Raw genomic sequence first — 18120 nt, 5'->3', positions numbered from 1 at the left:
TCACCTCGCGGTCTAAAGGTAGACGAAACCACCATTGACTGCCACAATCATCCGCAAGGTGCACCCGGCGCCTGTGTTCGTGTGAACGGAGAGCGGATGTCTGAACAGAACAGCGGTGCCCGGAAGGTCGCCGGCGCGACCTATACACGCGCCGGCAGCGACTATTTCGACAAGCGGACCCTCAAGCGATCCGCCGGAGTGTGGGGGCTGTGGGGGCTCGCGGTCGCCGCGGTGATCTCCGGCGACTTCTCCGGCTGGAACTTCGGCATCGACTTCGCCGGGTTCGGCGGGATGCTCATCGCCTTCGTGATCCTGGTCGCCATGTACTACGGCATGATCTTCGCGATCGGCGAGATGGCCGCCATGATGCCGCACACCGGCGGCGCCTACTCCTTCGCGCGGTCGGCGATGGGCCCGTGGGGCGGCCTGGTGACCGGCGCCGCCGAGACGATCGAGTACGTCGCCACCACGGCGGTGATCGTGTACTTCTCCGCGTCGTATGCGAACGGCATCACCAGCGAGCTGCTCGGACTCGAGCTGCCCGGGTGGGTCTGGTACCTGATCCTCTACATCGTGTTCATCGCGCTGAACTCCGCGGGAGCTGCGATCTCGTTCCGCTTCGCGATCGTCGTCTCGATCATCTCGATCGGCATCATCGTCGTGTTCTCGCTGATGGCGCTCTTCTCCGGCGCATTCAGCTGGGACGCGCTCTGGGACATCGTGCCCGACGAGGGCCAGACCGAGTTCCTGCCGCACGGCGTGCTCCCGATCCTGTTCGCCCTCCCGTTCGCGATGTGGTTCTTCCTCGGCATCGAGGAGCTGCCGCTCGCAGCGGAGGAGTCGCACAACCCGACCCGTGACATCCCGAAGGCGGGCTTCTGGGCACGCGGCACGCTCATCGTCACCGGGCTCCTCGTCCTGTTCCTGAACACGGGCGTGATCGGCGCCGAGGCCACCGGCACCGCGGGCGAGCCGTTGCTCGACGGCTTCCGCGCGATCGTCGGCGACCAGCTCGCGGCGGTGCTGGCACTGTTCGCCCTGATCGGTCTGCTCGCCTCGCTGCAGGGCATCATGTTCGCCTACGGCCGGAACATGTACTCGCTGTCCCGCGCCGGCTACTACCCACGGTTCCTCTCGCTCACCGGCAAGCGGCAGACCCCGTGGGTCGCGCTCGTCGTCGGCGCGGCGATCGGCTTCGTCGCGCTCATCGTGCTCGATGTGCTCGCCGCTGTCGATGCAGAGGGCGCCGGCTCCGTGGCCGGTGCGATCGTGCTCAACATCGCCGTCTGGGGCGCGGTGCTCGCATACGGCCTGCAACTGATCTCGTTCATGATCCTGCGCAGGAAGTACCCGAACGTCGACCGGCCGTACCGCAGCCCCTGGGGTGTTCCCGGTGCTGTCGTCGCGCTGGTGATCGCAGCGCTGATCTTCGTCGGCTTCCTGTTGAACCCGACGTTCGGGCCCGCGATCATCGCGATCGCGATCGTCTACGTCGTCATCCTGCTCGGGTTCGCGCTGTTCTTCCGGCACCGCCTCGTGCTCTCCCCCGAGGAGGAGTACGCGCTCTCCGGCGGAACGCACGGCGACCCGCAGGCCGAGGGGTACGACGCCATGGAGGGCGAGGTGTTCGACGGCGGACGCTGAGTGCGGGGAGCGCGGGCTACTTCTTGTCGAAGTCGAACGCCTTGAGCAGTTCGTCGACGGCCTGCTCGCGCTCCTCGCCACCCTGCTCGAACATGTGCGTGACGTGGGTGCGCAGATGGTTCTCGAGCAGCAGCCGGTTCAACGACTCGAGCGAGCGCTGGATCGCGCGGGACTGCGTGATGATGTCCATGCAGTACTCCTCGTTCTCGATCATCCGCGCGACACCGCGCATCTGACCCTCGAGGATGCTGGTGCGGTGCAGCGCGCGCTTCTTGATGTCTTCGATCACCCTCTGAGGCTACTCCGCGTCGCACGCACGCCGGGTCCCTGAGCCGCGCACGCCGGTCCCCGAACCGCGCACGCCGGGTCCTGAGCCACCGACGCTCAGTCCCTGAGCCACCGACGCTGGGTCCCTGAGCCTGTCGAAGGGCCCGATGCGAGCCCCCGTGCGAGGATTGCGTCATGCCGCGAACACCGATGGCTCTGCTGTCTCCCGCCGATCAGGAACGACTGCGCGCGCTGCGCCGCATGAAGGCCGTCGCGCTCGGCGCGCTCGTGTTCATGGCCGTCGCCTTCGTGATCGCCTTCATGCTGCAGGAGCGGGTGCCGTGGCTCAGCTACGTGCGCGCCGCCGCTGAGGGCGGCATGGTCGGAGCCCTCGCCGACTGGTTCGCCGTCACCGCGCTGTTCCGCCGTCCGCTCGGGCTCCCGATCCCGCACACCGCGATCATCCCGAGCCGCAAGGACGAGATCGGCCGTACCCTCGGCGAGTTCGTCGAGACGAACTTCCTGGCAGCCGACGTGGTTCGCACCAAGCTCTCGAGCACGCAGATCGCACTGCGCGGCGGCGAGTGGCTGCGCGAGGCGAAGCACGCCGAGCGGGTCGGCGCCGAGGGGGCGACGATCGCGACCGCCGTGCTCAACGCGCTCAGCGACGACGACGTGCGCGACCTCATCACCGATCTCGCACGCGAGCACCTGGTGTCGCCGGAATGGGGGCCGCCGGCCGGAGCGTGGCTGGAGAAGATCGTCGAGGCCGACGCCCACCACGGTGCGGTCGACCTCGCGGCCGAGTCCATCGCCCGGTGGCTCGACGCGAACGCGGAGTCGTTCACCGGCCTGGTGTCGCGCCGCCTCCCCTCCTGGGTGCCGCGCCTCGCCCACCGATTCGTCGATGACACGGTCTACCACGAGGCCGTCAAGTTCGTCGCAGCGGTGCAGGCCGACCCGCAGCATCCGGCTCGTCTCGCGGTCGACGGCTACCTCGCCCGCCTCGCCGACAACCTGCAGAACGACCCGGACACCAGGGCCAAGCTCGAGAACGCGAAGTCCTCGCTGTTCGACAGCCCCCGCGTCGGCGCCCTCGCGGCCGAGGCCTGGAACACCGCCAAGAACGGCCTGCTCTCGGCCCTCGCCGATCCGGAGAGCGGGCTGCGCCGTCGGGCCGTGCAGGCTCTGCAGGAGGTCGGGGAGCGTCTCACGACGGATGCCGCGCTGCAGCACCGCGTCGACACCTGGGTCTCGGATGCCGCGGTGTTCCTGGTCGACCGGTACCGCCACGACATCGCGTCGATCATCACCGATACGGTCGAGCGTTGGGACCCCGCGGAGACCACCGAGAAGATCGAGCTCATGGTCGGCCGCGACCTGCAGTACATCCGCCTGAACGGCACCTTCGTCGGAGCCCTCGCCGGGCTCGCGATCTTCACGATCGCCCACCTGCTGATCCCGGGAGTCTGACATGGCCCTCTCGCACGATCCCCTCTGGCCGCGCGCCGGATCCTGGCCGGCGTTCGACGGCGCGACGGATGCCGTGCTGCTGGGCGTGCCGACCTGGCGCACCTCGCTCTCACCGACCGGCGCCCACGCGACGCCGGCCGCGATCCGCGACGCGCTCCCCCGCTACGGTGCGACGCTGATGGGTCCGCCGATCGTCGACCTGAACCAGGCGCTGCGGATCTCGGATGCCGGCGACGTCTCGGAGCCGGACGGCGACGACGGCGAGGCGACCGTGATCGAGCGCGTCCGCGAGCTGAGCGATGTCTCGGAACTCGTGATCGCCCTCGGCGGGGACAATTCGCTCACCTATCCGGTCGCACTCGGCGCACGGGCCACTGGACTGATCACGTTCGACGCGCACTTCGACCTGCGCGACGGCGTCTCCAACGGCACCCCGGTGCGACGCCTGGTGCAGGACGACCCCGCTGCCTCCGACCTCGAGACCGCGCGCATCGACCCCACCAGAATCGTCCAGATCGGCATCGCGGACTTCGCCAACTCGGCGGCCTACGCGCAGCGGGCGGCGGACTGGGGCATCCGGGTGATCACGCTCGACGAGCTGCGCCGCCGCGGCATCGACGAGGTCGTCGCCGAGGCGCTCGAGCTCGCCGGCGCCGGCACCGACCCTCGCGTGCACCTCGACATCGATGTGGACGTGTGCGATCGCTCCGTCGCCCCCGGGTGCCCCGCGAGCGTGCCGGGCGGCCTCCAGGCCTGGGAGCTGCGGGCGCTCAGCCGCGCCGTGGCATCCGATGCCCGCGTCGTGAGCGCGGATCTCGCCGAAGTCGACGCGACGGCCGATGCCGATGACGCCCGCACCGTGCGGCTCGCCGCGCTGTGCGTGCTGGAGCTGCTCGCGGGTCTGGCAGCACGGCACTAGCCGCGGCCATGCGGTGGCCGGATCAGCGCGCTGGTCTCGACCGGCGGGCTCAGCCTGCGGCGCGGCGCGTCAGCAGCTCGCGGACGTGCGCTTCGATCTCGGCGTCGTCCACGAAGCCCATGCGCGCGTACGGCGATGCTGATGCGGCAGCCGGCGCAGCGGGCAGCTCGACGGGGGCAGCCGCTGCGGCCATCTGCTCCGCGCGCTCGCGCAGCGCGGCGAGGCGGATTGCCTTCCGGCGTTCCTCCTGCGCGTCGATCTCGGCGCGAGCGGTCTGCGCTCGCGATCCGGCGACGGTGACGAGGGGTTCGGGCAGCGGACGAGGAGTCCACGTCGCCTTCCCCTGATCGTGCAGCTCGGGTGCGACGCGCTCCTGCGCCGGCGTCGCGGCAGCGACAGGACGACGAGCGGACCGCGATGCGACAGCGGCCATCCGCTGCAGCGCGATTCCGGCGATCACGACGAGCGCGCCACCGGTCCAGACCCAGAGGGCAGACCCTGCGGCGATCAGCTGCCAGACACCGAGACCGGTGACCGCGAGGCCGAGCAGCAGCAGCGACGTGGCCGTCACCCGCACGCGGCGTCGTGCACGCGCCTGGCGCAGCACCGGATCGGCGCTGGCCGCGGCGAGTTCGTTGCGCAGCGTCGCGAGTTCTGCGGCCTCGCGCTCCGACTGCACGCGCTTCGCGAGCTTCTGCTGGGCGAGCGCCGTGCGGGCGTTGAGCTCGAAACGGACTTCACCGGGAGTCTCGCTCGTCTCCGCGAGCACACGCAGCGCCTGATTGAGGCGTACCGCGTTGCGTTCCGCGGCGTTGTACTGGAAGCGGCCGCGCCAGGAAGGCAGCAGGTAGAGCATCCAGAGGAGCACAGCGACGAGCACGATCACTCCCCCACTCAGCACCGGCCCGTCCATATCGATAACGGTACGGGCACAGCGACTGCACGGCCGCGCAGTCGCGCGCGTGTCGCGGCGAGTCTGTCGCTGATCTGGCCGATCCGGTCCGATCAGAGGGTCAGACGGTCGGACGGCGGCACGTCGGACACTGCAGACGGCACCTGTCCGTTCAGCCACCGTGCGAGCACACCCTGCGGCACGTCTTCCTTGGTCAGCGCGAACGCGTAGTGATCGCGCCAGTCCCCGTCGATGTGGATGTACCGCCGACGGAGCCCCTCGTAGCGGAAGCCGAGCTTCTGGACCACACGGATGCTGGCGGCGTTCTCCGGCCGGATGCAGATCTCCATGCGGTGCAGCCCGTACTCCGTGAAGCATGCGTCGGTCGCGAGCGCCACGGCGGTCGGAGTGATGCCCCGGCCGGCGAAGCGCTCGCTCACCCAGTACCCGATGGTCGCGGAGCAGAGCGAGCCGCGAGCGACGCCCCACACGTTGAGCTGACCGGCGATCTCGCCGTTGTACTCCATCACGAAGGGGTAGCCGCCGCCGTCGCGATACTGCTGCAGCAGACGACGGATGCTCAGCCGCATGTCGAAGGACACGCTGCCGTACGGCACCGTCGCCTCCCACGGCTGCAGCCAGGAGCGGTTCGACAGCAGCTCCTGCTGCAGCTGTCTCGCATCCTTGCTGCGCACGAGTCGCAACTCGACCGCGCCGTGCCTGATCCCCGCCGTGAGATCCATCGTGCGCTCCGACGCCCGCAGTCGCCTAGAGGCGTTCTGCGAACTCCTTCAGCCAGGGACGCAGCTCGGGGCCGAGGTCCTCGCGGTCCGAGGCCAGCTGCACGATCGCCTTGATGTAGTCGACGCGGTCGCCGGTGTCGTAGCGGCGTCCACGGAAGATGACGCCGATGACGCCGGGGCCGTCGTCGGCGGACGCGAGCTCCTGCAGCGCATCGGTCAGCTGGATCTCGCCGCCCTTGCCCGGCTCGGTGCGCTCGAGGATCTCGAAGATCGAGGCCGGGAGCACGTAACGCCCGATGATCGCGAGGTTGGAGGGCGCATCCTCCTGCGCGGGCTTCTCGACGAGTCCGGTCACCTTGACCGACTCGGAGCCCTCGAGCTGCTCGACGGCCGCCGCACCGTACATGTGGATGTTCGCGGGGTCGACCTCCATGAGCGCGATCACGGCTGCGCCGGTGCGCTCGTGCTCGGCGATCATGTGCGTGAGCAGCGGGTCGCGCTCGTCGATCAGGTCATCGCCGAGGAGCACGGCGAACGAGCTGTCTCCCACGTGGGTGCGGGCACGCAGCACTGCGTGACCGAGGCCCTTGGGCTCTCCCTGGCGGACGAAGTGGATGTCGGCGAGGTCGCTCGACTTCATCACGCGCTCGAGACGACCCATGTCGCCCTTCTCCGTCAGCTTCACCTCGAGCTCCGGCACGGAGTCGAAGTGGTTGGAGATCGCGTTCTTGTTGCGGCCGATGATGACGAGGATGTCTTCGATGCCGGCATCCGCCGCCTCTTCGACGACGTACTGGATGGCCGGCTTGTCGACGACCGGCAGCATCTCCTTCGGCATCGCCTTCGTCGCAGGCAGGAAGCGCGTTCCCAGTCCTGCGGCAGGAATGACGGCCTTGATCTTCTGGTTACCCATCCCCCCAGCCTAGTGGTGAGCGCACGTAGACTCGGAGGCATGCCGAATGACGCCGAGCACGAGAAGCGCGCCCTCCGCGCCGATCTGCGCGAACGCCGCGCCCTGCTCTCCGAGGCGCAGCGCGAGTCCGCGGCCCTGGCGATCGGCGAGCGGCTCGACGCGCTGATCGATTCCCTCGGTGCACGGTCCGTCTCCTGCTTCCTCTCGACGACGAACGAGCCTGGCACCCGCGACTTCGTGACCAGAGCCGTGCAGCGCGGCATCCGCGTCCTGCTGCCGATCACCCGCGCAGACGGCCTGCTCGACTGGGCTGTCGCGACCGATGACGACGAGATCGCCGAGGGACTGTTCGGGCTTCCCGAGCCGACCGGTGAGGTGCTCGGCCCGATCGCCGTCAACGATGTCGACCTGATGATCATTCCCGCTGCCGCTGTCGACCGGACCGGGATGCGGATGGGCTGGGGTCGCGGCTACTTCGACAAGACCATCGGTTCCATGGAGAAGTGCCCGCCGGTCTACGCGGTCATCTATGATTCCGAGATACTCGACTCCCTGCCCCGGGAGGTGCACGATCAGCCGGTCACCGGCGTCGTGACCCCGTCGCAGACGCTGATCCTGTCGCACCCGCGACGCTGACCCCGAGGACGCCATGCCCACCTATGCCTATGCCTGCACGTCGTGCGGACACACCTTCGACGCGGTGCAGAGCTTCGCCGACGACGCGCTCACGGTCTGCCCCGAGTGCGGCGGCGCGCTGCGCAAGCAGTACGGATCCATCGGTGTGACCTTCAACGGGTCCGGCTTCTATCGCACGGACTCGCGCGCCAAATCTGGCGGATCGACGGATGCTTCGGCATCATCGAACTCGGGATCGACGACGAGCGCCAAACCGGCTGCTGCGTCGAGCTCGACCTCTTCCTGAGGTCCAGACACTCGGAGGCTCGCATGCTCAAAGGATTCAAGGACTTCATCCTCCGCGGAAACGTCATCGACCTCGCGGTCGCCGTCGTCATCGGAACCGCGTTCACCGCGATCGTGAATTCGGTCGTCGCCAGCATCATCACACCGCTGGTGTCGCTGGTCTTCGAGGCGGACTCCACCGGGAAGTTCGGCCCGACGGTCAAGAACATCTACGGCAACGACGTGACGTTCCCGATCGGCGACCTGATCACCGCGATCATCAGCTTCCTCGCCGTCGCCCTGGTCGTGTACTTCGTGTTCGTCCTGCCGATGAACACCTTCAAGGCACACGTCGAGGCCCGCAAGGGCACCCCTGCCGAGGAGCCGCAGGAGGAGCCGGCAGCCGCCACCGAGGCGGAGCTGCTGGTCGAGATCCGCGATCTGCTCGCGCGCAACCAGCGCAGCTGAGCCCGCCTGACACTGCAGAGGCGCACCTCCCCCGCTCCGGGGCGGTGCGCCTCTGCTCTGCATCCGCCTGCGTCGCGCGGGGATGTCAGTAGTGCGGCGGGATGTCCTGGATCAGCCGGTCGTCGTTCGGCCCCTTGGGGCCGCGAGGACGCGTCTTCTCGGTCGCGGGCTCAGCACCACCGGACTCGGGGTCGGGGTCGGTGCCGGGCACCGGCGTGAGCCTCGCCCGACGAGCACCGGGCACACGCTCGACATGCTGGCGCTTCGGCTCCGGCCCGGAGTGGTCAGACATCGCCGTTGTCGACGATGTCGATCGGCTGCGTGTCGTTGTCAGCACGCGGTGCTGAGTCGGAGATGCCGAGCACCGATGCGATCCTGGATGCCGCGGTGACCGGGTCGCTGTACAGGTCGAAGGCGTGCACGCGCACGTAGTGCCAGCCGAGGCGGCGCAGCACGTGCGGTCGCAGCCGCAGCGTCTCGCGGAGCGACTCTCCTCGCGACTCGGGATCCGACTCGATCACGACGGCCTTGCCCTTGTGCTGCGCGACCAGCGGCAGGCGTCCGCGGTAGTCCACATCGACGGATGCTCCGAGGCGGCGCAGCTCACGCGCGAGCGCCAGGGTGAGCGGATCGGCGAGGTCCTCGAGACGGGCGTCGCGGCTGCGCGTGGCCAGTCCTCCGAGGATCGACATCAGGGTGGCCGCGCCGTGCTCGAGTCGCCCGTCGTCGAAGGAGGAGGGTCGGATCGACGACACGATGACCATGGACCGTCGAGCTCGTGTCATGCCGACGGTGAGCAGTCGTTCGCCGTCGGGCGTCGACAGGTCGCCGAAATCGCTGAGCACGCGGCCGTGCTTGGTGAGGCCGAAGCCGAGTGAGAAGATGACGCGGTCGCGGCTCTCGGCGACGGATTCCTCGAGCGTGAGCACCGCGAAGGGTTCAGCGGTGTCGCGACCCACGAAGTCGGCGACGTCCGACCGGCCGGCGAACGCCGTGGTGACGGCGGCGCGCACGCGCTCGGCGTGACGGGCGCTGGCGGTCACGACCATGAGCGACTCGGAGGGTCGGTGCACCGCGTGCTCGACGACGAGGGTCACGACCCGAGCGACCTCCGCATCCGGACTCTCGACCGCGCCGGAGATCGGATCCGGCGCACCGGTGCCGCCCTCGACGTAGTCGACCGTCAGGCTGCCGCGACCGAGGTACGAGCCGGCCCACGGCAGGGACACGATCTCGCCGCCGTAGAAGGCGTCGTTGATGAGCTCGGCGAGGTCTTCGCCGCCGGCACGATAGCTCCGCGTCAGCGTCATCACCGGGAGCAGCTCGGAGAGGCGCTCGAACACCGAGGTGTCGTCGAACGGGACCTCCGCCTCCCACTGGTCGCTGGGGTCGACGGCGATGTGGAACGGCGTCGGACGCTGTGTGACGGGGTCGCCGAACGCGACGATCTGCCGCGCGCGACGGATCGCCGGCGCGGTCTCGGCGAGGTTCACGGCGGCGGCGTCGACCAGGATGACGGTGTCGAACTCGACGGACTCGGGGATCTCGGGCACGAGATACGGCGAGGAGATCCAGACCGGGGCGAGCACGCCGACGAGGGTCGGCGCCGCGCTGACGATCTCAGCGGTCGTCGAGGTCGGCTGCGTCAATGCGCGGCGCAGGTGCTGCGACTGCTGCGGCTCGTCGACGATCGCGATCTTCCACTGGTTCGCCAGCTGCCAGGCGAGCAGCGGACCGGCCATCGCGGCATGCGCCTCGTCGACCAGTCGGAAATCGCGCTCGAGTCGATCGACGACCGCGGTGTTCGCGCCGAGCAGCGCCCGGTTGTCCTGCAGAGCCCGCTCGAGCAGCGACTGCCACCACGCGAACTCGAGCTCTTCGCCGACCCGACTCTCGGACACATGACGGACCGAGAGCTCGGCGAGCAGCGGCTCCAGACCGAGCAGCGCCAGGCGGTCGCGCAGCTGCGCGCGCTCGACCAGGTTGTCGAAGACATCGGACTTCGCGGCCAGGCCCGCGAGCGTGCGCACGAGTCGCGCGACGGGGAGCGATGCGAGCGGCTCACGCCGGCCGAGCGCTGCGTCGAGCTCAGCGAGCTCGGCTTCGGCGCGCTGCCATGCGACCGCGACATCAGCGAGTCCGAGGGGCACCTCCGGCGCGACACCGGCCTCGACGCAGCGCTGCCACTGCGTGCGCTGGGCCTGGATGCGCAGCAGCGCCTCGTGCATCTCGGTGACGTGCACGCCGGGGCGCACGTACTCCTTGGCCAGGCGGCGGAGCCGGCGGCGGTTCGCTCCGGAGAGACCCGGTGCATCGCGGCGCGAGCCGTGTGCCTGGATCAGCTCGCCGAGCGGACGCTCGAACACCGTCGGACTGAACCGGTCGAGGGTGTCGCGGATTCCCTGGAGCAGACGGAGGTACTCCCCCAGCTCGTCGATGGTCGAGAACGGGCGCATGCGGGTCTGGGCGATCAGCTCGTAGCCGCGTTCGAGCAGGGCCGGCACGCTGTCGGAGTGCAGGCGACCGGCGAGTTCGTTCGCGGCGCGCGCCGCCTCGGTGCTCGAGAACGTCACGCCGTACCAGGGCGAGTCATCCGGCCCGAACCGGAATTCACCGAGCCGTGCGGCGTGCGCGAGCGAGGCGGCGGCCGAGGAGCGGTCTCCCGCGAGGCGGCGAAGGGCGTCGGTGCCCAGGCGGGCGGTGGTCGACGGCGGGACCGGCAGAGAGGCCAGACGGGTCAGATGCCGCGTGGCGTCGAGCACCGAGGCCTCGGTTCCGGCGACCGGCGCAGTGAGCGCCTGGCGGTAGTCGCGGAGCACGGTCCGCAGGCGCACGAGCGCGTCATCGACGTCGCTCACCTTCGGCGCCGTGGCCTTCTCGTTGCGGCCGATCGCCCGCACGAGGTCGCGCCGCACGCTGGCCGGCGAGATCGCGAGGCTGTCCAGCCCGATCCCGGCGAGCCGGTGACGGACGCCGTCGAGGGTGGAACGGCGGGCCGACACCACGAGCACGCGCTTGCCGGCACGCACGAGCTCGCCGACCGCGTTGATCACGGTCTGGGTGCCGCCGGTACCGGGCAGCGTGGCGACGGTGAGCGAATGACCTGCGGCGATCCGCGCGAGCACGGCCTCCTGCTCGGCATCCGCATCGAGCAGCAGATTGTCGGATGCCGGGGCACGGTCATCCGGGCCGGTGTGATGCGGAGCCGCACGAGGCGCCGAGACCTGCTCGCGGTCGCCCACATGGCCGGCCAGCGCGTTCAGCACCTGGTGGTCCAGGCTCCTGCCGTCGCGCACCATCGCACCGCCGACGTCGGCGAACGTCGAGACCACGAGCCGCGGCTCGACGGAGAACGTGTCGATCGAGCGTGCGGTGGCCCGGAGGCTGTCGATCACCGGCTGGGGCTTGAAGATGCCGCCGTCGTAGGCCAGGGCGGCGAGCGCCGCCGCATCGATCGTGATGCCGAAGTGCTCGCGCGCGATGCGGACGAGTTCGGGGTTGACGTCGAAGACCCCCTGCAGCTTCAGTTCGAAGTCGGAGTGGTGCCGACGGATGGCGAGCGGGCGCAGCAGCACCGGGGCGGCGAAACCGATCCCGCCGATGCGCCAGCGTGCGACGCCGACGGTGAGGTGCACGGCCTCGATACCACGGACGGTGCGCAGCTCCGTGTGCTTGGCGGTGATGCGCTCAGCCGCCATCCGCGCGGTCCGGAGGCCGACCTCGTCGCGGAAGAGATTCGACAGGAGCGTCGACTTGCCGGTGATGAACTGCGGGAGGCTGCCGGGGTGCGCCTTGGAGATGTCGATGCCGGATTCGGGGCTGTCGCGGAAGCTCACGAGCGGTGAAGCGCCGCCGAGATCGGCCGCTTCTGCGCGCAATCGCGTGCGTTCGGCCTCCGCAGCGTGCGACACATCGACCCCGGTCCCGGTCTCGTTCAGGTCGCCGAGGGTCATCGCGGCATCCGCCACCGCGTCATCCGCAGACCTGTCTTCCCGTCGCCACACACTTCACACCCTAGGCGCGCAACCGCGCGTCACCCGGCATCCCTGGCGAGTTTCACCGTATTTCTGCCCCTGAACAGCACCCGGAACCCGCTCTGCACGGCTGATGACACCAGAGGCGTTGTCCCCGAACGGTGCCACGGGCGGGCCGTTCGTCGCCGCAGGGTCGACTCCGGCGGACAAGATGGTGCCATGACCTTCCGCTACGACTTCGCTCCGACACCGTTCGGAGACGCGCTGGCGGTGTTCTCCGATGAGGGCATCGTGCGCTTCGACCTGACCGAATCCGAAGATCCGTCGGTGCCCTGGCTCCTCGAGAGCACAGCACGACGACTCGGTGCTGTGCCCGAGCCCGCCCCTGGTGCCGCCGACGAGCTGACGACGCTCCTCGAGGCCTACTTCGACGGTGACCCTGTGCGCTTCGACGAGCATCTGCGTTTCGACTGGCGTCTGGCGGCCGGCTTTCCTCTGAAGGCGCTGCAGACGATCCTCACGATCGACTGGGGCGAGACCATGAGTTACGGCGAGGTCGCGGTGGTCGCCGGAAACCCCGGCGCTGCCCGCGCCGTCGGCACCGCCTGCCGGCTCACACCGTTCTCGATCATCGTTCCCGTGCATCGCGTCGTGAAGTCCGACGGCTCACCCGGGCACTACGGGGCCCACCCCGAGCGCAAGCGGTTCCTCCTCGATCTCGAGTCCCGCTGACACCACCGGGTGCTGGCACCACCGGATGCGACGCCACCAGAGACGACGTGGACCCGGCGAGTAGGCCGCCGGGTCCACGTGCTGTCCGATCCTCGGATGCCGAACGGTCAGTGCTCGGTCGCCTTCTCCGCGCCGAAACCGGTGAGCGAGCGCACCTCCATCTCGGCTGCGAGCTGCGGCGACTCCTTCCGGGTGCTGGTGATCGTGCCGAGCCAGCCGAGGATGAAGCCGAGCGGGATCGACACGATCCCCGGATTGTTCATCGGCCAGATGGCGATGTCGATCCCGGGGATCATCGAGGTCGGCGTGCCGGAGAAGACCGGCGACAGGATGATCAGGATGATCGCGGAGCCGAGACCGCCGTACATGCTCCACACGGCACCACGGGTGGTGAACCGGCGCCAGAACAGCGAGTACAGGATCGTCGGCAGGTTCGCGGATGCCGCGACGGCGAAGGCCAGCGCGACCAGGAAGGCGATGTTCTGCCCCTGCGCGCCGATCCCGCCGACGATCGCCAGGATGCCGATCACGATCACCGTGCGACGAGCGACACGCACCTCGCCGTTCGGATCCGGCTCGACCGCCTTGCCCGAGGCGTCCTTCCGCCCCTTCTGGATCACGTTCGCGTAGATGTCGTGTGCGAACGATGCGGCCGCCGTGATCGTGAGACCCGCGACGACCGCGAGGATCGTGGCGAACGCCACCGCCGAGATGAACCCCAGGAGCACCGGTCCGCCGAGCTCGAGCGCGAGCAGCGGCGCCGCCGAGTTGACGCCTCCGGGAGCAGCGGCGATCACGTCGGCACCGACGAGCGCGCCCGCACCGTAGCCGAGCACGAGCGTCAGCAGGTAGAAGCCGCCGATCAGCCAGATCGCCCAGACGACGGAACGCCGCGCCTCCTTCGCGGTGGGCACGGTGTAGAAGCGCATCAGCACGTGCGGCAGACCGGCTGTGCCGAGCACGAGGGCCATGCCGAGCGAGAGGAAGTCCCAGGGGTTGGCCCCGTACTGCAGTCCGGGAGCGAGGATCGCCTCGCCCTTGTCGGAGTTCGCCACTGCGGCCTCGAGCAGGGTGTTGAGGTTGAACCCGTTGATCGCGAGCACCCAGATGGTCATCGCGAGCGCACCGCCGATGAGCAGGAAGGCCTTCACGATCTGCACCCACGTGGTGCCCTTCATGCCGCCGATCAGCACGTAGACGATCATCAGGACGCCGACGACAGCGATCACGATGGACTGCCCGACGCGTCCGTCGATCCCGAGCAGCAGCGAGACGAGACCGCCGGCACCGGCCATCTGCGCGAGCAGATAGAAGAAGCACACTGCGAGCGTGGTGATCGCCGCCGCCATCCGCACCGGGCGCTGCTTCAGCCGGAACGACAGCACGTCGGCCATCGTGAACTTGCCGGTGTTGCGCATCAGCTCGGCGACGAGCAGCAGCGCGACGAGCCAGGCGACCAGGAACCCGATCGAGTAGAGGAAGCCGTCATAGCCGTTGATGGCGATGGCTCCGCAGATGCCGAGGAACGATGCGGCGGAGAGGTAGTCTCCCGCGATCGCGAAGCCGTTCTGCGGCCCCGTGAACGAGCGGCCGGCCGCGTAGTAGTCCGCGGCGGTCTTGTTGTTGCGGCTGGCGCGGATCACGATGAACAGCGTCACCGCCACGAAGGCCAGGAAGATGGAGATGTTCAGGACGGGATTGATCTCGAGCTCGACCGCCTCGGTCGCGATGCGGATGCCGTTCATGCCTGACCCTGCGCCTTCTCGAGCTCTTCACGGATCTCCGTGGCGAGGGGATCGATCTTCCGATTCGCGAACGACACGTACGCCATCGTGATCGCGAAGGTCGTGACGAACTGGCCGAGGCCGAGCAGCAGGCCGACGGTGATGTCTCCCCAGACCCGCTGCCCCATGAAGTCCGTCGCGAAGGCGGCGAGGATCACGTAGGCGAAGTACCAGATCAGGAAGAACGCGGCGAGCGGGAAGATGAAGGATCGCTGCGTGCGTTTCAACGTTCGGAATCTCGCGGATTGCTCGACCGCGATGTAGTCGATGTCGGTCGAACCGGTCGGTGTCTGGTCGCTCATGGGGCCTCCTTGCCTCATGTCCGGTGCCCGCACGACGTGGCCGTGCGAATGGTAGGGTCGACCCTACGAAACGGGGCACAGGGCCGTCACCCCCGAAAGTAGGTAGTCGTGAGCTCACCGGTCGTCATCGATTCCGAGGCTGAACTCGTCGCCAACGCCGTGCGGGAACTCGCCAGGCGGACACGCTTTCCGGTCGCGTTCGGCGGCCTGATCGACGACGGTGTCGTCAGCGTCACGAGCATCGTCGGCAACCGCACACGTGCGCTCGACGGCTTGCGGGTCCGCCCGGAGCGCGGACTCGGCGGGCGGGCGATGCTGGAGCTGCGTCCACGGATGACGAGCGACTACGGCTCCTCGCAGCAGATCACGCACGACTATGACGTGTTCGTGCTCGGAGAAGGGCTGCGCACGCTGCTCGCGCTGCCGATCGTGGTGAACGGGCGCCCGCGAGGGGTCCTGTACGCCGGCGCGTGGGATCGGGAGCAGATCGGCGGGATCACGACCGCTCCGGCGATGCAGGTGGCGCAGTCGATCGCCGACGAGCTGCGCATCCGCGACGAGGTCGAGCGCCGTCTTCGCTCACAGCCCGCCGCTGACGACATGACGCCGCCGCAGCGGGAGGAGCTCAGGGAGAGCTTCGCCGAGCTCCGCAGCATCGGGGCGTCTGTCGGCGACGACGAGCTGCGGCAGCGGATCGCCCTGGTCGAACGGCGGCTCGCGGAACTCGCCGGCGAGACGGTGCCCGTCACCACAGGCCCGGTCACCGCGGTGCGACTCTCACCGCGAGAGATCGATGTGCTGTCGTGTGCAGCGCTGGGGGCCACGAACGCCGAGATCGCCGCCCGTCTCGGGCTTCGAGCCGGCACAGTGAAGGCGTACCTCGGATCCGCGATGTCGAAACTCGATGCCTCGACACGCCACTCGGCCGTGGCGAAGGCGCGTCGCGCCGGCCTGCTCCCCTGAACGCGAGCTCCGGCCGGCTGCGACTGCACAGCCCCTGCCCAGCACCATCGGATACGCTGACCCCTGATCGGCGCACACCGATCCCGGACGAGGCAGGCCAGTACCCGGTGAGCGAAAAGACTGGTCCGAAAGGACCATCGTCATGTCGTGGATCATTCTGATCGCATCCGGAATCCTCGAGGCCGTCTGGGCGACCGCACTCGGCAAGTCCGAGGGACTCACTCGCCTCTGGCCCAGCGTCATCTTCTTCGTCGGTCTCGTCGTGTCGATGTTCGGGCTCGCGTTCGCGATGCGGGAGATCTCGACCGGCACCGCCTATGCGGTCTGGGTCGGGATCGGCGCATCCCTCACGGTCGCCTGGGCGATGATCACCGGCGACACCGAGATCTCCTGGTTGCGAATTCTGCTGCTCATGGGACTCGTCGGCTGCATTGTCGGGTTGAAATTGATCGACACCGGAGCGCATTGATTCTTGTCCATAAAGGAGACCGCAGGTAAGGTCAATTCCATGGCAAGAAGAATTGTGCATCAGCTGGTCGACGATATCGACGGCACTGTCCTTGAGGTCGGCGAGGGTGAGACCGTGCATTTCTCGGTCAACGGCACCTCCTACGAGATCGACGTGAGCAGCGCGCACGCCGAGGAATTGCGTCAGGCGTTCGAGCCGTACATCTCTGCAGGGCGTCGCGCCGGTTCGTCCGGTGGCGCCCGCGCGACCTCGACGCGAAAGCGTCCTGGCCGCAATCCGGAGGTCGCGGCAATTCGCTCGTGGGCGAATGCGAACGGACATTCGCTGTCCGAACGTGGTCGCATCCCGGCCGCGGTCGTGGAGGCGTACAACGCAGCCAATTGATCCATCGATGTGAGAAGGCGCCCCTCCGGGGGCGCCTTCTCTATTCGTGCGAGGTGTCCGATTCCTCGACCGCGGTGGCCCAGGATTCTCCACGCAGGGAAATCTCGTTCGTCATATCGGTGAGGAATCGAATGACCACATCGCGCTCGTCGCGGGTCAGGCGCGCCGCTGCGTAGAACCGCTTCGACTGCTGCCGCCCCACCGTCTCCATCGCCGCCAGGCGCGTCTCCTTCGAGATCGTGATCGCGAGGGCACGCCGATCCGTCGGGTGCGGAGCGCGGTGGATGTGCGAGCTCTTCTCCAGTCGATCCAGAAGCTTCGTCGTGGCAGCCGTGGAGATGCCGAGGTGCTGCGCGATGCCACTCGGCGTCGCGATCGCGTCGCGGTTCGCGCAGACGATCAGGTAGTGCAGCGCTCGCATGTCCGTCTCGTTCAGCTGCATGTACCGACGAGACGCGAGCGAGAGCCGCTGCTCGGCCTCTCGAAGCTCCCCGATCGCGCCCATGAGTGCGGCGATCTGCTGGAGGTCCTCGGGCGAGACGCCGGAGCGATCGATCAGCGTGCTGCGGGGGTCGCTGGCCTGCACGTCGTAGATGGCCGAATGACTCAGTCCATCAGGTCCTGGCGCGCTCCGGTCCGCCATAGCAGCTCCCCGCTCACCCGTCGCCGGGGTGGTGCGGGACTCGTTCTCCATGCGATCATGTTACACACGACGGGTTTCATGCTAAGTTGATAACTAACTTGGTTAGTGAGTTTGTGGGAGAGGATGCAATGGACCACGTGACTCTCCTTGCGGAAGACGGCTCAGCGGTCGGCACGCTGCCCAAGGATCAGGTGCACACCTTCGAGACTCCGCTGCACCTTGCCTTCTCCTGCCACATCCGAGATCGCGCCGGTCGCATCCTGGTGACCCGCCGCGCGCTCGCGAAGCAGACGTGGCCCGGCGTCTGGACCAACAGCTTCTGCGGTCATCCTCGTCCCGGTGAGGAGATGATCGATGCCGTCCGTCGCCGGGCCGTCGAGGAACTCGGGATCCAGCTCGACGACGTGCGCCTCGCGCTGCCCGAGTACCGGTACCGCGCGGTCGACGCCAGCGGCATCGTCGAGAACGAGATCTGTCCGGTGCACGTCGCCGTGGTCGACGCCGACCCGGTCGCCAATCCCGACGAGGTCGCGGAGTGGGCATGGGCCGACGCCGACGAGCTCGTGGATGCCGTGGCCGCTGCTCCCTTCGCGTTCAGCCCCTGGCTCCGAGAACAGCTCCCCCTGCTCCGTGCGATCGGCAAGGTCTGA

Annotated in this window: 20 protein-coding genes and 1 riboswitch; of the genes, 11 read left to right on the top strand and 9 right to left on the bottom strand. The window is 68.6% G+C overall.

The window, feature by feature from the left end:
* The first annotated feature begins 96 nt into the window (after positions 1–96).
* The gene (locus V7Z82_RS11385; RefSeq protein ID WP_334151576.1) at positions 97–1644 is read left to right on the top strand and encodes an amino acid permease; all 1548 of its coding nucleotides are present in this window, start codon (positions 97–99) and stop codon (positions 1642–1644) included.
* A gap of 16 nt (positions 1645–1660) precedes the next feature.
* Here V7Z82_RS11385 and V7Z82_RS11380 read toward each other — a convergent pair whose 3' ends face one another.
* On the bottom strand, positions 1661–1933 hold the full coding sequence (locus V7Z82_RS11380) for a metal-sensitive transcriptional regulator (RefSeq protein WP_045279598.1): 273 nt from the start codon (positions 1931–1933) through the stop codon (positions 1661–1663).
* A gap of 173 nt (positions 1934–2106) precedes the next feature.
* On the opposite strand from V7Z82_RS11380, the gene V7Z82_RS11375 reads away from it, so the two are divergent.
* On the top strand, positions 2107–3384 hold the full coding sequence (locus V7Z82_RS11375; RefSeq protein ID WP_334151572.1) for a DUF445 domain-containing protein: 1278 nt from the start codon (positions 2107–2109) through the stop codon (positions 3382–3384).
* A gap of 1 nt (position 3385) precedes the next feature.
* A complete protein-coding gene (locus V7Z82_RS11370; RefSeq protein WP_334151569.1) occupies positions 3386–4303 on the top strand; it encodes an arginase family protein in 918 nt (305 codons plus the stop codon).
* A gap of 49 nt (positions 4304–4352) precedes the next feature.
* Here the strand turns inward: V7Z82_RS11370 and V7Z82_RS11365 are convergent, their stop codons facing one another.
* The 3 genes from V7Z82_RS11365 to galU all read right to left on the bottom strand — a co-directional run bounded on the left by V7Z82_RS11365 (position 4353) and on the right by galU (position 6851).
* Positions 4353–5216 carry a hypothetical protein gene (locus V7Z82_RS11365; RefSeq protein ID WP_334151566.1) on the bottom strand — a complete coding sequence of 288 codons (864 nt, stop codon included), beginning with the start codon at positions 5214–5216 and terminating at the stop codon, positions 4353–4355.
* Between the two features lie 92 nt (positions 5217–5308).
* Positions 5309–5938, bottom strand: coding sequence for a GNAT family N-acetyltransferase (locus tag V7Z82_RS11360; protein ID WP_197072110.1), 630 nt, complete (start codon positions 5936–5938; stop codon positions 5309–5311).
* Positions 5939–5963: 25 nt separating this feature from the next.
* Positions 5964–6851, bottom strand: a complete 888-nt coding sequence (galU, locus tag V7Z82_RS11355) for a UTP--glucose-1-phosphate uridylyltransferase GalU (protein WP_334151562.1) — start codon at positions 6849–6851, stop codon at positions 5964–5966.
* A gap of 39 nt (positions 6852–6890) precedes the next feature.
* Between galU and V7Z82_RS11350 the strand changes: the two genes are divergently transcribed.
* From V7Z82_RS11350 to mscL, 3 genes are read left to right on the top strand one after another with little or no spacing between them, the layout of a single operon-like run.
* Positions 6891–7487, top strand: a complete 597-nt coding sequence (locus tag V7Z82_RS11350) for a 5-formyltetrahydrofolate cyclo-ligase (protein WP_334151560.1) — start codon at positions 6891–6893, stop codon at positions 7485–7487.
* Positions 7488–7500: 13 nt separating this feature from the next.
* The gene (locus tag V7Z82_RS11345; protein WP_045279592.1) at positions 7501–7773 is read left to right on the top strand and encodes an FmdB family zinc ribbon protein; all 273 of its coding nucleotides are present in this window, start codon (positions 7501–7503) and stop codon (positions 7771–7773) included.
* 23 nt (positions 7774–7796) lie between these two features.
* On the top strand, positions 7797–8219 hold the full coding sequence (gene mscL, locus V7Z82_RS11340; protein WP_334151557.1) for a large conductance mechanosensitive channel protein MscL: 423 nt from the start codon (positions 7797–7799) through the stop codon (positions 8217–8219).
* A gap of 85 nt (positions 8220–8304) precedes the next feature.
* Here mscL and V7Z82_RS11335 read toward each other — a convergent pair whose 3' ends face one another.
* Both V7Z82_RS11335 and V7Z82_RS11330 read right to left on the bottom strand, forming a co-directional pair.
* Complete coding sequence (locus V7Z82_RS11335; RefSeq protein ID WP_334151555.1) at positions 8305–8511, bottom strand: hypothetical protein; 207 nt, start codon at positions 8509–8511, stop codon at positions 8305–8307.
* Positions 8504–12172 (bottom strand): AAA family ATPase, encoded by a 3669-nt coding sequence (locus tag V7Z82_RS11330; RefSeq protein ID WP_442927633.1) that lies wholly within the window; start codon positions 12170–12172, stop codon positions 8504–8506. The genes V7Z82_RS11335 and V7Z82_RS11330 overlap by 8 nt, the downstream gene beginning before the upstream one ends.
* Before the next feature lie 240 nt (positions 12173–12412).
* On the opposite strand from V7Z82_RS11330, the gene V7Z82_RS11325 reads away from it, so the two are divergent.
* The gene (locus tag V7Z82_RS11325) at positions 12413–12925 is read left to right on the top strand and encodes a methylated-DNA--[protein]-cysteine S-methyltransferase (RefSeq protein ID WP_334151548.1); all 513 of its coding nucleotides are present in this window, start codon (positions 12413–12415) and stop codon (positions 12923–12925) included.
* A gap of 107 nt (positions 12926–13032) precedes the next feature.
* Here the strand turns inward: V7Z82_RS11325 and V7Z82_RS11320 are convergent, their stop codons facing one another.
* Complete coding sequence (locus tag V7Z82_RS11320; protein WP_334151545.1) at positions 13033–14670, bottom strand: solute symporter family protein; 1638 nt, start codon at positions 14668–14670, stop codon at positions 13033–13035.
* A complete protein-coding gene (locus V7Z82_RS11315; protein WP_334151543.1) occupies positions 14667–15011 on the bottom strand; it encodes a DUF485 domain-containing protein in 345 nt (114 codons plus the stop codon). The genes V7Z82_RS11320 and V7Z82_RS11315 overlap by 4 nt, the downstream gene beginning before the upstream one ends.
* Positions 15012–15119: 108 nt before the next feature.
* Here V7Z82_RS11315 and V7Z82_RS11310 point away from each other — a divergent pair, with 108 nt between their 5' ends.
* The 3 genes from V7Z82_RS11310 (at position 15120) to V7Z82_RS11300 (ending at position 16827) form a co-directional block, all read left to right on the top strand.
* Positions 15120–15974 carry a LuxR C-terminal-related transcriptional regulator gene (locus V7Z82_RS11310; protein WP_334151541.1) on the top strand — a complete coding sequence of 285 codons (855 nt, stop codon included), beginning with the start codon at positions 15120–15122 and terminating at the stop codon, positions 15972–15974.
* 61 nt (positions 15975–16035) lie between these two features.
* A riboswitch (guanidine-III (ykkC-III) riboswitch) is annotated at positions 16036–16103 on the top strand.
* A gap of 13 nt (positions 16104–16116) precedes the next feature.
* Entirely contained in the window at positions 16117–16443 is a 327-nt protein-coding gene (locus V7Z82_RS11305; RefSeq protein WP_334151539.1) for a DMT family transporter, read from the top strand.
* A gap of 39 nt (positions 16444–16482) precedes the next feature.
* Positions 16483–16827, top strand: a complete 345-nt coding sequence (locus V7Z82_RS11300; RefSeq protein ID WP_334151536.1) for a histone-like nucleoid-structuring protein Lsr2 — start codon at positions 16483–16485, stop codon at positions 16825–16827.
* A 40-nt stretch (positions 16828–16867) separates the two neighbouring features.
* Here the strand turns inward: V7Z82_RS11300 and V7Z82_RS11295 are convergent, their stop codons facing one another.
* A complete protein-coding gene (locus tag V7Z82_RS11295; RefSeq protein WP_442927615.1) occupies positions 16868–17521 on the bottom strand; it encodes a MarR family winged helix-turn-helix transcriptional regulator in 654 nt (217 codons plus the stop codon).
* A 77-nt stretch (positions 17522–17598) separates the two neighbouring features.
* On the opposite strand from V7Z82_RS11295, the gene idi reads away from it, so the two are divergent.
* A complete protein-coding gene (gene idi / locus V7Z82_RS11290; protein WP_334151534.1) occupies positions 17599–18120 on the top strand; it encodes an isopentenyl-diphosphate Delta-isomerase in 522 nt (173 codons plus the stop codon).

Source organism: Microbacterium sp. (assembly GCF_036823965.1).
Lineage (GTDB): Bacteria > Actinomycetota > Actinomycetes > Actinomycetales > Microbacteriaceae > Microbacterium.
Note: the sequence above shows the minus strand (reverse complement) of the source record. Positions and strands in the feature narration are given on the sequence as shown.